The organism is Xanthomonas sp. DAR 34887 (genome assembly GCF_041245805.1).
In the GTDB taxonomy this organism is placed as follows: Bacteria; Pseudomonadota; Gammaproteobacteria; order Xanthomonadales; family Xanthomonadaceae; genus Xanthomonas_A; species Xanthomonas_A tesorieronis.
In genome coordinates this window covers 2,320,983-2,334,606 of the sequence record NZ_CP162490.1, presented here as the reverse complement: position 1 = coordinate 2,334,606, position 13,624 = coordinate 2,320,983, and the positions used below count along the sequence as shown (strand labels likewise).

The following is a 13,624-nucleotide window of genomic DNA, read 5'->3' as shown; positions in this document are numbered from 1 at the left end:
TTCCCTTTCCAAAAGACCCACTAGGACGCCCTCTGCAATGGCCACCGAAGTCAAAGTTCCGGTACTGCCCGAATCCGTATCCGATGCCACCATCGCCAGCTGGCACAAGAAAGCCGGCGACGCGGTCAAGCGCGACGAGAACCTGGTGGACCTGGAGACCGACAAGGTCGTCCTGGAAGTGCCCTCCCCGGTCGACGGCGTGCTGAAGGAGATCAAGTTCGAGACCGGCGCCACCGTGACCAGCTCGCAGATCCTGGCGATCATCGAGGAAGGCGCGAGCGCCGCTGCGGCGCCGGCCGAGGCCAAGGTCGCCGACGCACCGACGCCGGAGGCCCCGAAGGCCGCGGCCGCCGAGGCGCCGAAGCCGGCCAAGGTCGAGTCGGCCAAGGCCGCCGGCGACGTCTCCAGCCTGCCCCCGGGCGCGCGCTTCTCGGCGATCACCGAAGGCGTGGATCCGGCCCAGGTCGACGGCACCGGCCGCCGCGGCGCGGTGACCAAGGAAGACATCCTCAACTACGCCAAGAACGGCGGTGCCGGCAAGGCCGCCGGCGCGCGTCCGGAAGAGCGTGTGGCGATGACCCGCGTGCGCAAGCGCATCGCCGAGCGCCTGATGCAGTCGAAGAATTCGACCGCGATGCTGACCACCTTCAACGAGGTCAACCTGGCCAAGGTGTCGGCCGCGCGCAAGGAGCTGCAGGACGAGTTCCAGAAGGCCCACGGCATCAAGCTCGGCTTCATGAGCTTCTTCGTCAAGGCCGCCGCCAACGCGCTGCAGCGCTTCCCGCTGGTCAACGCCTCGATCGACGGCGAAGACATCATCTATCACGGCTACAGCGACATCTCGATCGCGGTCTCGACCGAGAAGGGCCTGGTCACGCCGGTGTTGCGCAACGTCGAGCGGCAGTCGTTCGCCGACATCGAGAAGGGCATCGCCGACTACGCCAAGAAGGCGCGCGACGGCAAGCTGAGCCTGGAAGAACTGCAGGGCGGCACGTTCACCGTGACCAACGGCGGCACCTTCGGCTCGCTGCTGTCGACCCCGATCATCAACCCGCCGCAGAGCGCGATCCTGGGCATGCACGCGATCAAGGAGCGCCCGATCGCCGAGAACGGCCAGGTCGTGATCGCGCCGATGATGTACCTGGCGCTGTCCTACGACCACCGCATCATCGACGGCAAGGACTCGGTGCAGTTCCTGGTCGACATCAAGAACCAGCTGGAAAACCCGGGCCGGATGCTGTTCGGTCTGTGATGCAAGCCGGGATTGGTGATTCGGGATTCGGGATTGGCGAGAGCGCCCCCCCGATCCCGAGCATCCTGCTTCTTACGAATCCCCAATCCCTACTCCCTAATCTCGTGAGCGAAGAATGAGCGAACAAGAACAATTCGACGTCGTCGTCATCGGTGCCGGTCCGGCCGGTTATCACGCAGCAATCCGCGCCGCCCAGTTGGGCATGAAGGTCGCCTGCATCGACGCGGCCCTGGGCAAGGACGGCAAGCCGGCGCTGGGCGGCACCTGCCTGCGCGTGGGCTGCATTCCGTCCAAGGCGCTGCTGGATTCCTCGCGCCAGTTCTGGAACATGGGCCACCTGTTCGGCGAGCACGGCATCAGCTTCAAGGACGCCAAGATCGACGTCGAGGCGATGGTCGGGCGCAAGGACAAGATCGTCAAACAGTTCACCGGCGGCATCGCGATGCTGTTCAAGGCGAACAAGATCACCCCGTACTACGGCTTCGGCGAGCTCCAAGCAAACGCGGGGCAGCCGGGCAACGTGGTCAAGGTCAAGCAACACGACGGCAGCGAAGTCGAACTCAAGGGCACCAACGTGATCCTGGCAGCCGGTTCGGATTCGATCGAACTGCCGTTCGCCAAGTTCGACGGCGCCACCATCGTCGACAACGTCGGCGCGCTGGACTTCAGCGAAGTGCCCAAGCGCCTGGCGGTGATCGGCGCCGGCGTGATCGGCCTGGAGCTGGGCAGCGTGTGGAAGCGCCTGGGCGCCGAGGTCACCATCCTCGAGGCGCTGCCGGACTTCCTGGCCCTGGCCGATGCGGAAGTGGCCAAGACCGCGCTGAAGGAATTCAAGAAGCAGGGCCTGGACATCAAGCTGGGCGCCAAGGTCTCCAAGACCGAGGTCACCGGCAAGGGCAAGAAGCAGGAAGTCGTCGTCACCTATACCGATGGCGAAGGCGAGAAGAGCCTGACCGTGGACAAGCTGCTGGTGGCCGTCGGCCGCCGCGCCGCCACCAAGGGCCTGCTGGCCGAAGGCACCGGCGTGAAGGTCAACGAGCGCGGCCAGATCGAGGTCGATGCGCATTGCCACACCGGCGTCGACGGCGTGTGGGCGATCGGCGACTGCGTGCGCGGGCCGATGCTGGCGCACAAGGGCTTCGAGGAAGGCATCGCGGTCGCCGAACTGATCGCCGGCCTGCCCGGCCACGTCAACTTCGACACGATTCCGTGGGTCATCTACACCGAGCCGGAAATCGCCTGGGTCGGCAAGACCGAGCAGCAGCTCAAGGCCGAGAACGTGCCGTACAAGACCGGCAGCTTCCCGTTCGCGGCGATCGGCCGTGCGGTGGCCATGGGCGAGCCGGCCGGCTTCGTCAAGGTCATCGCGCACGCCGAAACCGACCGCGTGCTCGGCCTGCACCTGGTCGGCGTCGGCGTCTCCGAGCTGGTCCACGAAGGCGTGCTGGCAATGGAGTTCAACGGCTCGGCCGACGACCTGGCGCGCATCTGCCACGCCCATCCGACCCTGTCCGAGGCGATCCACGACGCCGCGATGGCGGTCAGCAAGCGGGCGATCCACAAGGCCAATTGAGGCTGGGATTCGGGAGCCGGGATTGGGGATTCGCAAAAGCGACCGCCCCCCGTCCCGCCTCTTTCCGGCAATGACATGGCGCCGGGCGAAAGCCCGGCGTCGTTCTTTGCAGATCGCTACAAGGTGCCGAATCGGTCGACCCGGGCCGCACGTCCTGCTCCCGACACCGTGAACCCTCACGCATGCAACATCCCGTCGTTACGAATCCCCAATCCCGACTCCCCAATCCCATGAAAAGCATCTGCGTCTACTGCGGCTCCAACGCCGGCAACAAGCCCGCCTACGCCGAGCGCGCCACCGCGCTGGGCACGCGCATCGCCGAGCAGGGCCTGCGCCTGGTCTACGGCGGCGGCAACGTCGGCCTGATGGGCACCGTGGCCAATGCGGTGCTCGCCGCCGGCGGCCAGGTCACCGGCGTGATCCCCAAGCAGCTGGCCGACTGGGAAGTGGCGCACCGCGGCCTGACCGAACTGGAAATCGTCGGCTCGATGCACGAGCGTAAGTCGCGCATGTTCGACCTCTCCGACGCCTTCGTCGCCCTGCCCGGCGGCTTCGGCACGATGGAAGAGATCTTCGAGATGCTGACCTGGCGCCAGCTCGGCATCGGCAACAAGCCCTGCGCGTTCCTGGACGTGGAAGAGTTCTACGCACCGCTGATCGGCATGATCGACCGCATGGTCGCCGAACGCTTCCTGCATCCGGACCAGCGCGCCGACCTGTGGTACGGCAACGACATCGACACCATGCTGGCGTGGATGCACGACTACACGCCGGCGCAGGCATCGAAGTGGATCGACGAAAAGCGCCGCAACGCGTTGCGCTGAGCCCCGCCGTTTAACCAGCCGCAACCCAGGGCGCGTGGCAACGTGCCTAGCGACTCCGTAGCGGTTTCAGTTCCGAGAGACCGCACAGTGGGCCGCGTGCGGACAACGCCTGTCGCGGCTGAAGCCGCTCCTACAGGGACTTCGGAGCGCTGACTGGTGCGCTGTAGAGGGGCTTCAGCCCCGCCCGGCCGAATCGAAGCCTGCAGATTCCCCACTCCGTTCGTCGCGACTGAAGTCGCTCCCACAAAGGGCTTCCGCCAAGCCAGTTGCTGTTGCTTTGCTGCTGTTGCTTTGCTGCTGTTGCTTTGCTGCTGTTGCTTTGCTGCTGTTGCTTTGCTGCTGTTGCTTGCTGCTGTTGCTTGCTGCTGTTGCTTTGCTGCTGTTGCTTTGCTGCTGTTGCTTTGCTGCTGGTGCTTTGCTGCTGGTGCTTTGCTGCTGGTGCTTTGCTGTTGCTTTTGCTTTTGACTTACCGGGTTCCCTTCCGCAGCGGCGGCCATGGCGGGGAAAAACCCGAAGGGCGGCGCACATGGATGTGCGCCGTTCGCGGCAGGGGCAGGATGCCCCTTCCGCGAATCCCCGTCATGGACGCGGACCCGGAGCGCGCAGCGCGGAGGGCGCAAGGCAGGGCGTGCTTTCTTTTGGTTACTTTTCTTTGCACGAGCAAAGAAAAGTGACTCGCCGCAAGGCGAAAGCTTTGCTTTGCATCTAAGACCTTTAAACAGCAAAAAAGCATCTGCAATGGATAAACCCTGCACTATCCGCACCGCATCAGCCTCAGCACGCGAACTAAATCAACGCACAAGCACGCTCACCATCAATCATGCTGCGCAGGCCGCCCCAACAAATACCCCTGCCCATAGTCGCACCCCAACTCACGCAATGTCTCCAATTGCTGCTCCGTCTCGATGCCTTCGCCAATGGTCTCGATGCCGAGCGTACTGGCCAACGCCAGAATGCTGCGCACCAGCGCATAACTGCCCGCACCGCTTTCGCCGTGCAACCCGGCGACGAAGCTCTGATCGATCTTCAACGCCGAAATCGGAAACCGGTGCAGATACGACAGCGCCGAAAACCCCGTACCGAAATCGTCCAATTGCGCCAACACCCCACGTTCGCGCAGCGCCTGCAGGATCGTCAGCGTGCGCGGCGCATCATCGAGCAGCGCCACCTCCGTGATCTCCACCCGCAGCCGCCGCGGATCCGCGCCCGCGGTGTCGATCAAGCCGAACAGCCGCTCGGTGAAGTCCGGCGAACGGAAATGCCGCGGCGACACGTTGACCGACACATAGCCGGTGCCGCTGCGGGCCAGGCGCTGGATCACCTGCTCGTACAGCAGCCAGTCCACCTGCTCGATCAAGCCGCTGTCCTCGCCCAGATCGATGAACTGGCTGGGCAACAGCAAGCCGCGGCTCTCGTGGCGCCAGCGCAGCAGCGCCTCGTGGCCGACCACCGCACCGTCGATCAGACGCACGATCGGCTGGTAGAACGGCTCGAAGTCGCCGTTCTTGATCGCCCGCCGCAGGTCCGCCTCCAGGTCCAGGCTGCGCAGCGCCGCCTCGCGCATCGCCTCGTCAAACACCGCGCAGCGGTCCTGGGTCTGCGACTTGGCCCGGTACATCGCCGCATCCGCGTCGCGCAGCAGCTCCTCACCGCTGCGATAGCGCGGGTGCCAGGCGGCGATGCCCAGGCTGCCGGACGGGAACAGCTCGCGGCCGGCCACCCACATCGGCTGGCCGAGCACGCCGAGCAGGCGCTGCGCCAACTCGCGCACGCCCTCCAGCCCCTCTTCGCAGCTGACCAGGATCGCGAACTCGTCGCCGCCCAGGCGCGCGACCACATCGTCGCTGCGCAACGTGGAGACGATGCGCTTGGCCACCTCCACCAGCATTTCGTCGCCGGCGGCGTGGCCGATGCTGTCGTTGACCAGCTTGAACCGGTCCAGGTCCAGGAACAGCACCGCGAACGCCACGCCGTCGCCGTTGCGCGCGCGGTTGATCGCTTCGCCGAGCCGGTCCAGCAGATGCGAGCGGTTCGGCAGCCCGGTCAGCGCGTCGTGCAGCGCCTGGTGGGTCAGCCGCTGCTCGGCACGCCAGCGCTCGGCGATCTGCGCCAGCAGCTGCTGGTTGACCTCGGCCAGTTCGCGGGTGCGCTCGGCCACCCGCTGCTCCAGCTCGGCGTGCGCCAGCCGCAGCCGCTCCTGCGCACGCTGTCGTGCCAGGCCGCCGCCGACATTGTGCGCGACGAAGGTCAGCAGGCGCTGGTCGTATTCGGTGAAACGCACCTGCGTGGTATAGCTCTGCACCACGATCGCGCCGACCACCTCGCCCTCGTCGAACAGCGGCACGCCCAGCCAGCTGTGCGAGCGCGTGCCGTATTCCTGCACCTCGCCCTGCGCAACCAGCGCTTCGATTTCCGCCAGTTCCAGCAGGATCGGCCGGCGCTTGCGCATCACGTACTCGGTCAGGCCCCTGCCCCGCCGCCGCAGCGGGCGCCGCGGGCTGTGCTCGTCCACCGAATAGACGAACTCCAGCATCTTGGCGTCGTCGGACAGCAACGCGATGTACAGATTGCGCGCATCGATCAGCCCGCCGACGATGGCATGCACCTCGGCGTAGAACTGCTGCAGGCTCTCCGAGCGGATCGCCAGCTCGGCGATGCGGAACAGGGCCAGTTGCAGGGTCTCGGCGCGCTTGCGCTCCTGGATCTCGTCCTGCAGGTCGTGGTTGGCGCGCTGCAGCTCCTGGGTGCGCAACTGCACGCGCCGCTCCAGTTGCACCTGCGCGTGGCGCCGGTCCATCGCGGTCAGCACGTGCTGGGCGACGTAGGCCAGCAGCGCGCGGTCGGCATCGGTGTAGTGCAGCGCACGGTCGTAGTTCTGCACCACGATCGCGCCGCAGACGCGACCCTCGCGCAGCATCGGCACGCCCAGCCAGTCCTTGCTGTCCGGTCCGTGCAGGGCGTCGTAGTCCACCCGCAAGCGGTCGCGCACCTGCGGCGACGGCCCGCGCACCGCCTGGCCGTGGCGCAGCAGGGCGAAGGTCAGGCTGTTGGGCATGTCGCGCTGGTAGTACAGCCGTTCCGGGTCGGCGACGAAATCGTCGTGCCGGTCGGAGAAATACAGGAAGCGCATGCTCTGCTGATCTTCGTCGTACTCGACGATGTAGCAGTTCTCTGCGTACATCAGCGAGTCCAGCACCGAATGCACGTGCTGCAGCATTTGCCCCATTTCCAGGTCCGTGCCGGCCAGGTCGGCGATCTCGTACAGCGCCTGCTGCAGCTGCTTGGACTTCTCCAGGCCCTCGATGCGCGCACGCATCCGCTCGGTTTCCAGCAGCGCCAGGCCGAACGCGGCGGCCATCTCGCACCAGGCGCTACGCTGCGCTTCGGACAGCGGCTGCTGCAGCCGGGCGGCCACGGCCACGCAGGCGCCGTCGGGCGTTTTCAGCACGTGCAGCAAGGCGTCCGCAGGCGCCGGCACGGTCTCGGCGAGGCACCTCCGGACCAGCGCCGGCAGCCATGCCGGCGCATCCGGCGTGGCGCCGAACAGGCGCACGCCGGCGCTGCCGTCGCCGCACGCGATGGCCACCGCGCTACCGGGCGGCAGCAAGCCGCACAAGGCAACCGCGGTCTGCATGCCAGCGTGGCCGTCGGGGTGATCCTGGCGGTCGATGGAGGACGGCTCGAACAACATCAACAACAACTCCTGCATGACGTAGGACCTGCCCCACGCCTCCCCCTTAGACGCCAGCATACCTTTTACGTGAACAGGCGCACGCGCGCTGACCCCGGACGCGCCGCTGGCGCGTTCTCTGTCTACGATGCCCGCAGCCATCGCGCCCCCGCCCGCCGCCACAGCCCTCACCCGATGCTATGCGCCGGGCCGGCGAACGCTTAGGCTTGCCGCCGTGGACGCCCTGGTCGAAACGAGCGACGAAGCCCTGATGCTGGCCTATGCGGCCGGCGACGCCGGCGCGTTCGAGACCCTGTACGCGCGCCACCGCAGCCGGCTCTACCACTACCTGCTGCGCCAGCTGCGCGACGTGGCGCTGGCCGAGGAAATGTTCCAGGACGTGTGGCAGCGGGTCATCGCCGCCCGCCAGGGCTGGCAACCGCAGGCCGCGTTCAGTACCTGGCTGCTGCGCATCGCCCACAATCGGCTCGGCGACCACTGGCGCGCGGCCAAGCACCGTCCGGCCGCGCCGGCCGATGCCGAACTGCGCACCGCCAGCGTGCCGGACCCGGATACGCCGGAGCGGCAGCTGTCGGCGTTCGAACAGCGGCGCCAGCTGCAACTGGCGCTCGACGACTTGCCGGAGGATCAACGCGACGTGCTGCTGCTGCGCCTGGAACAGGAACTGAGCCTGGAGGAGATCGCACAGATCACCGGCGTCGGCCGCGAGACGGTCAAGTCGCGGCTGCGCTATGCGATGGACAAATTGCGCGCGAGGCTGGGCGGATGAGTGCCGACGAACCGCTGACCCCGGAAGAACGCGCCCTTGCCGAGCACCTGCGGCTGGGCCGGCAGGCATCGCCGTCGGCGGCGCTGGACGCCGCAATCCTGGCCGCGGCGCGCGCCGCGGTGACGCCTGCGCCGGTCGCGTCCGCGCCGCACGGCGCCGCCGCCGAACCTGCAGCGGCGACGGCGCCGGTTGCGAGCGCAGCCGCATCGGCACCAGCGGACCATGATGTCCGTACCAACACGGTCCCGCGCCGCCGCGCACGCTGGCAGGCCTGGACCGGGCTGGCGGCATCGTTGACGCTGGCCGCGGGCATCGCCTGGCAGTTGCGCACCCCGACACCGCCGGTGGCCGCGCCGGTCGCTTCCGACACGGCCATGCCAGCGCCAGCCGCCGCCGAAGCGGTGGCCGAGCAAACCGCCGCGGCCCAGCCAGCAGCCGCCGAAGACGCGGCGGCCGCGTCCGGCACGGCCCCGACGCCCACCGACATGCCCCCGCCTCCGCCAGCCTCCGTGCAGAAGCTGGCACCGGCAGCGAACGACCACGACGCGCCGCGCGCCGCGCCCGCACCAGTGGCAGCACCCGCGGACGCCCCCATTGCGGCCGAGCCGGAGCCGATGATGGCACCGCCGCCCACGCCGGCCGTGGTCTCGCCCCCGGCACCGCCTGCGCCGCCCGCGCCGGCGAAGGCGCTGACGCCTCCCGCACAGGCACCGCAGGCGCTGGCGAAGCCGGCGGCGCGCACGCGCGAGGCCAATGCCATGCAGCGCGAAGACCGGCGCATGCTGCAGCAACGCAGCGAAGCCCTCGCCGAGCGCGACGGCAGCGACGCGGCAAGCGCACAGCCGCAGGACGCGGATGGATACGCGCGCGTCGAAGGCAACCTCGGCGCGGCGCCGCCACCGGCACCGGCGCCAGCCGCACCGGTCGCCGCGGACACCGCGCCGTTGGCGGCAGCCGCGCGCGCCGCCGGCACCGATCCGGCGCTTGCGGCGGAGAGCGATGCGCGCCTGTCGCCACGTCGCTGGCTGGCGCGCATCCGCGAACGCCGCGACGCCGGCGAGCAAGCCGCTGCGCGGGCCAGCCTGCAGCGGTTCCAGCGCGAGCATCCGCACGCGCGCATCCCCGGCGACCTTCGCGCCCTGCTCGACTGAGCCGTACTTGGCCGCCGGCCGCCCGTGTCAGGCCGAACAGGCCCAGCCTGACCCGACGACCGCCAGGAACCGCAAGCTTCGCTACCCCAGGACCCCCGGACGAGAAGCGCCCGATCCACCCGCGGGCAGCGAACAACCGGCCCCGGCAAACGGTCAACACATTTGTGGCGGCGCCAGTCCCGGCGAGCCGCTTGACAGTCGCCGAGCACGGATGGATGTTGCCGCTGTGTCCACCGCGACGCCCGCCATGCACTGCCCGATCGCCCGTCTCGCCCTGCTTGCGGCCCTGCTCGGCTGGGCGCTGTCCTGCCGCGCGCAGACGGTCGCGCCACCTGCGCGCATCGACATGGAACACGCGGTCGCCACTGCGATCGACGGCACGCCGATGGCCTACGAAATCGGCACGCTGTCCGTGCCGGAGAACCGCGACAACGCCGACAGCCGCCCGATCCAGGTCGGCTTCGCCCGGGTCAAGGCCAGCCGCCCGAGCGGCGCGCCACCGATCTTCCTGCTGGCAGGCGGGCCGGGCACCACGATGCTCGACATCGTGCTCGATCGCGACGACACCGCCAGGCGCCGCATCAAGGCATGGCAGGCCTATGCGGAGGTGGCCGACCTGGTGGTGGTCGAGCAACGCGGCTACACCTTGCGCGGCGACCGGATGGAACTGGACACGCCAGCGCTGCCGCTGGACCAGCCGATGACCACCGCGCAGGACATCGCGATCACCCGCGACCTGGCGCGGCGCGCCCAGGCCGCCTATCCACGCGCCGACCTCTCCGGCTATTCGATCGCGCAGATCGCCGACGACGTCGACGACCTGCGCAAGGCGCTGGGCTACGACAGGATCAGCCTGGTCGCCGCCAGCTTCGGTTCGCAGTGGGCCTTCGCGGTGCTCAAGCGCCATCCCGGGCGCGTGGCGCGCGCGGTGATCTCCGCCACCGAACCGCTGGATGCCGGTTACGACCAACCATCGCAGGTGTTCGCCGCGTTCCAGCGCATCGCCGCCGAAGCCGACCAGGCGCCCGCGCTGGCACCGTACCTGCCCGCCGGCGGCATGATCGCCGCGATGCAGGCGACGCGCGAGCGCTTGGCCGCCGGCCCGGTCCGCGTGGAGGTGGAACACGACGGCACCCGGCAGCAGGTGGTGCTCGGGTTGGAGGACTACCAGCTCGCGCTGGTCACCTATTCCGAGAACGCCGCGACCTTTCCGCGCTTCGTGCTCTCGGCCTACCACGGCCATTACGACGCATGGGCGCGCGACGCCATCGCCTGGCGCGCGCCGCAGATGCGCGCGCTGATCAATCCGCTGATCAACATCGGCCTGGACATGAGCGCGCCGCGCAAGCGCCTGCTGTGGAGCGACCCGGCGCTGCCGCTGCTCGGGCGCTGGAACTTCGCCGCGTATCTGGCGACCAAGGGCGAATGGGCCACCGCCGACGCCGGCGACGCGCTGCGCGCGCCGGTCCTGGACCCGACCCCGGTGCTGTTCGTGCAGGGCGACTGGGACACCTCCACGCCGCTGGAGAACACGCTGGCGCTGCTGCCCTACTTCCCCAACAGCCGCACCGTGCTGCTGCATCGCGCGCAACACAACGGCACCTTCGCCCTGCTGCGCAGCCGGCCGCAGCTCGCCGCCAAGGTCTATGCATTCCTGCGCGACGGCGACACCCGTGGCCTGCCCGCGGACGCTGCGCTGGACCCGGTGGCGTTCGCCGCGCCTGCGTTTCCCGCACCGGTGCCCGGAATTGCGCCCGCAGCGGTGGTCGGCCGCCGTTGACTGCGGCGCCGGGGCAGCGCGCCGTGCCGTCCCGCGACAGCGCGCCGGAGGACGACGGGCATCGGACCGGCGGCGGCGGCGAATCGGCCGCAGTGCCTCGTCTAGAATGGCGCCGATGCCCGATACGCTCTCCCACCTCGTCAGCCATAGCGTGGACATCAAGCACAGCCGCTTCCTGGCGCAGGCGGCGCCGATCGCCGACGCCGGCGCGGCGCTGGCGTTCGTGCAGCGGGTCGCGGTGGCCGACGCCACCCACAACTGCTGGGCTTATCGCCTCGGCGACGATTACCGCTCCAGCGACGACGGCGAACCGGCCGGCACCGCCGGCCGCCCGATCCTGGCGGCGATCGACGGCCAGGGCTTCGATCGCGTGGTGGTGGTGGTCACGCGCTGGTACGGCGGCATCAAGCTCGGCGCCGGCGGGCTGGTCCGCGCCTACGGCGGCACCGCCGCCGAGTGCCTGCGGCTGGCGCTGCGGCAGCCGCTGCTGGCCTTAAGCCTGATCACCGTGCACTGCGGCTTCGACGATCTGGGCACCGTCCATGCGGCGTTGAGCGCCTGCGCCGCGGAAAAACTCGATGAACGCTTCGACGCCGAAGGCGCCGAACTGCAGCTGCGCCTGCCCAGCGAGCGCGTGGACGCCTTGAAAACGCGGCTGCGCGACGCCACTCGGAACAGGGTCCGCTGTTCGGAAACCTCCCCCGCATGAACGATCCGTCGGCCGACCAGGCCAAGTCGCTGCGCAAACTCGGCAGCCTGCGCACCCTGTGGCCGTTCGTGCAACGCCAGCGCGGCCTGTTCGGCGCCTGGCTGCTGGCGCTGGCGGTGTCCTCCAGCGCGACGCTGAGCCTGCCGGTGGCGGTCCGGCAGATGATCGACCACGGTTTCAGCGACGGCAGCAGGATCAACCAGTCCTTCGCGCTGTTGTTCGCGCTGGCGGTGGTACTGGCGATCGCCACCGCGCTGCGCTTCTACTTCGTGTCGCTGCTGGGCGAGAAGGTCGTCGCCGACCTGCGCGGGCGCCTGTACGCGCACCTGATCGGCCTGCACGCCGGCTTCCACGACCGCAACCGCAGCGGCGAGCTGGTGTCGCGGCTGTCGGCCGACAGCGAACTGCTGCGCGGGGTGATCGGCAGCACCATGTCGGTGGCGCTGCGCAGCACGGTGACGGTGATCGGCAGCATCGTGATGCTGTTCGTGACCAGCCCGCACCTGGCCGCCTACGCGCTGCTCGGCATCCCGCTGGCGGTGTTGCCGATCGTGCTCGGCGCGCGCCGCCTGCAGAAGATCTCGCGCGCCAGCCAGGACCGCGTCGCCGACGCCAACACCCTGGCCGCCGAAACCCTGGGCGCGGTGCGCACGGTGCAGGCGCATGCGCGCGAGCCCTACGAGCGCGGCCGCTTCGGCCAGGCGCTGGCCCTGTCGGTGGACGTGGCGCGGCGCCGGGTGCGCGCGCAGGCGCTGATCACCGCGGTGGCGATCGTGCTGGTGTTCGGCGCGATCGTGCTGGTGCTGTGGTCCGGCGCGCACGAAGTGGCGGCCCACGAGCTGAGTGCCGGCGCGCTCGGGCAGTTCGTGCTGTATGCGATGTTCGGCGGCGGCTCGGTGGCCTCGCTGGCCGAAGTCTGGAACGACCTGCAACGCGCGGCCGGCGGCATGGGCCGCATCGCCGAACTGTTCGCCGAACGCCCCGAGGTGCTGGCGCCGGCGCAGCCGCGTGCGCTGCCGCAGCCGCTGCGCGGCGAAGTGCGCTTCGAGAACGTGGTGTTCCGCTATCCGCAGCGTCCCGACCATCCGGCGCTGGACGGCTTCGACCTGCACGTGCGGCCCGGCGAAAGCGTGGCCCTGGTCGGCCCGTCCGGCGCCGGCAAGAGCACCGTACTGTCGTTGCTGCTGCGCTTCCACGATCCGCAGTCGGGAGCCGTGCGGGTCGACGGCGCCGACCTGCGCGAGCTGGATCCGGCGCAGCTGCGCGAAGGCATCGGCCTGGTGCCGCAGCATCCGACCCTGTTCGCGGCCAGCGCCGCCGACAACATCCGCTACGGCCGGCTCGAGGCCAGCGATGCCGAGGTCGAGGCCGCGGCGCGCGCCGCCGAAGCCGACGGCTTCATCCGCCAGTTGCCCGACGCTTACGCCAGCGAACTGGGCGAGCGCGGTGCGCGCCTGTCCGGCGGCCAGCAGCAGCGCATCGCCATCGCCCGCGCCCTGCTCAAGGACGCGCCGATCCTGCTGCTGGACGAAGCCACCAGCGCGCTGGACGCGCAGAGCGAATACGCCGTGCAGCAGGCGTTGGAGCGGCTGATGGCCGGGCGCACCACGCTGGTCATCGCGCACCGCCTGGCGACGGTGCTCAAGGCCGACCGCATCGTGGTGATGGACCACGGCCGCATCGTCGCCCAGGGCACCCATGCCGAGTTGCTGGCGCAAGGCGGCCTGTATGCGGAACTGGCGCGGCTGCAATTCATCGACTGAGCACGCCGCGCTAACACCGGCGGGGCTACGGTCCCGCTGCGCCCGCGCAACGGCGACGGCGCAAGGCGCCGGCCGCGCTTCCGGCGCCATCCGGTTCGACGAATCGCCTTCG

The 13,624-nt window shown here is 69.4% G+C and carries 10 protein-coding genes; 8 read left to right on the top strand and 2 right to left on the bottom strand.

Annotated features, from left to right (window positions below; all coding sequences use genetic code 11):
* The first annotated feature begins 37 nt into the window (after positions 1–37).
* The 3 genes from sucB to AB3X08_RS09940 all read left to right on the top strand — a co-directional run bounded on the left by sucB (position 38) and on the right by AB3X08_RS09940 (position 3,649).
* The gene (sucB, locus tag AB3X08_RS09950; RefSeq protein WP_369937973.1) at positions 38–1,252 is read left to right on the top strand and encodes a dihydrolipoyllysine-residue succinyltransferase; all 1,215 of its coding nucleotides are present in this window, start codon (positions 38–40) and stop codon (positions 1,250–1,252) included.
* Positions 1,253–1,367: 115 nt separating this feature from the next.
* Entirely contained in the window at positions 1,368–2,825 is a 1,458-nt protein-coding gene (gene lpdA / locus AB3X08_RS09945) for a dihydrolipoyl dehydrogenase (RefSeq protein WP_369937971.1), read from the top strand.
* Positions 2,826–3,055: 230 nt separating this feature from the next.
* Positions 3,056–3,649, top strand: coding sequence for a TIGR00730 family Rossman fold protein (locus AB3X08_RS09940; RefSeq protein ID WP_369937969.1), 594 nt, complete (start codon positions 3,056–3,058; stop codon positions 3,647–3,649).
* A gap of 174 nt (positions 3,650–3,823) precedes the next feature.
* Here the strand turns inward: AB3X08_RS09940 and AB3X08_RS09935 are convergent, their stop codons facing one another.
* Positions 3,824–4,177: a hypothetical protein gene (locus AB3X08_RS09935; protein WP_369937967.1), complete on the bottom strand. Its 354-nt coding sequence runs from the start codon at positions 4,175–4,177 to the stop codon at positions 3,824–3,826.
* Between the two features lie 286 nt (positions 4,178–4,463).
* Positions 4,464–7,358 carry an EAL domain-containing protein gene (locus AB3X08_RS09930; protein WP_369937966.1) on the bottom strand — a complete coding sequence of 965 codons (2,895 nt, stop codon included), beginning with the start codon at positions 7,356–7,358 and terminating at the stop codon, positions 4,464–4,466.
* Between the two features lie 196 nt (positions 7,359–7,554).
* Between AB3X08_RS09930 and AB3X08_RS09925 the strand changes: the two genes are divergently transcribed.
* The 5 genes from AB3X08_RS09925 (at position 7,555) to AB3X08_RS09905 (ending at position 13,512) form a co-directional block, all read left to right on the top strand.
* Positions 7,555–8,109: an RNA polymerase sigma factor gene (locus tag AB3X08_RS09925; protein WP_369937964.1), complete on the top strand. Its 555-nt coding sequence runs from the start codon at positions 7,555–7,557 to the stop codon at positions 8,107–8,109.
* Positions 8,106–9,260, top strand: coding sequence for a hypothetical protein (locus AB3X08_RS09920; RefSeq protein WP_369937962.1), 1,155 nt, complete (start codon positions 8,106–8,108; stop codon positions 9,258–9,260). The genes AB3X08_RS09925 and AB3X08_RS09920 overlap by 4 nt, the downstream gene beginning before the upstream one ends.
* A 211-nt stretch (positions 9,261–9,471) precedes the next feature.
* Positions 9,472–11,040, top strand: coding sequence for an alpha/beta hydrolase (locus AB3X08_RS09915; RefSeq protein WP_369937961.1), 1,569 nt, complete (start codon positions 9,472–9,474; stop codon positions 11,038–11,040).
* 106 nt (positions 11,041–11,146) lie between these two features.
* Complete coding sequence (locus tag AB3X08_RS09910; protein ID WP_369937960.1) at positions 11,147–11,749, top strand: IMPACT family protein; 603 nt, start codon at positions 11,147–11,149, stop codon at positions 11,747–11,749.
* A complete protein-coding gene (locus AB3X08_RS09905; protein ID WP_369937958.1) occupies positions 11,746–13,512 on the top strand; it encodes an ABC transporter transmembrane domain-containing protein in 1,767 nt (588 codons plus the stop codon). Before AB3X08_RS09910 ends, AB3X08_RS09905 begins: the two co-directional genes overlap by 4 nt.
* Positions 13,513–13,624 lie beyond the last annotated feature (112 nt).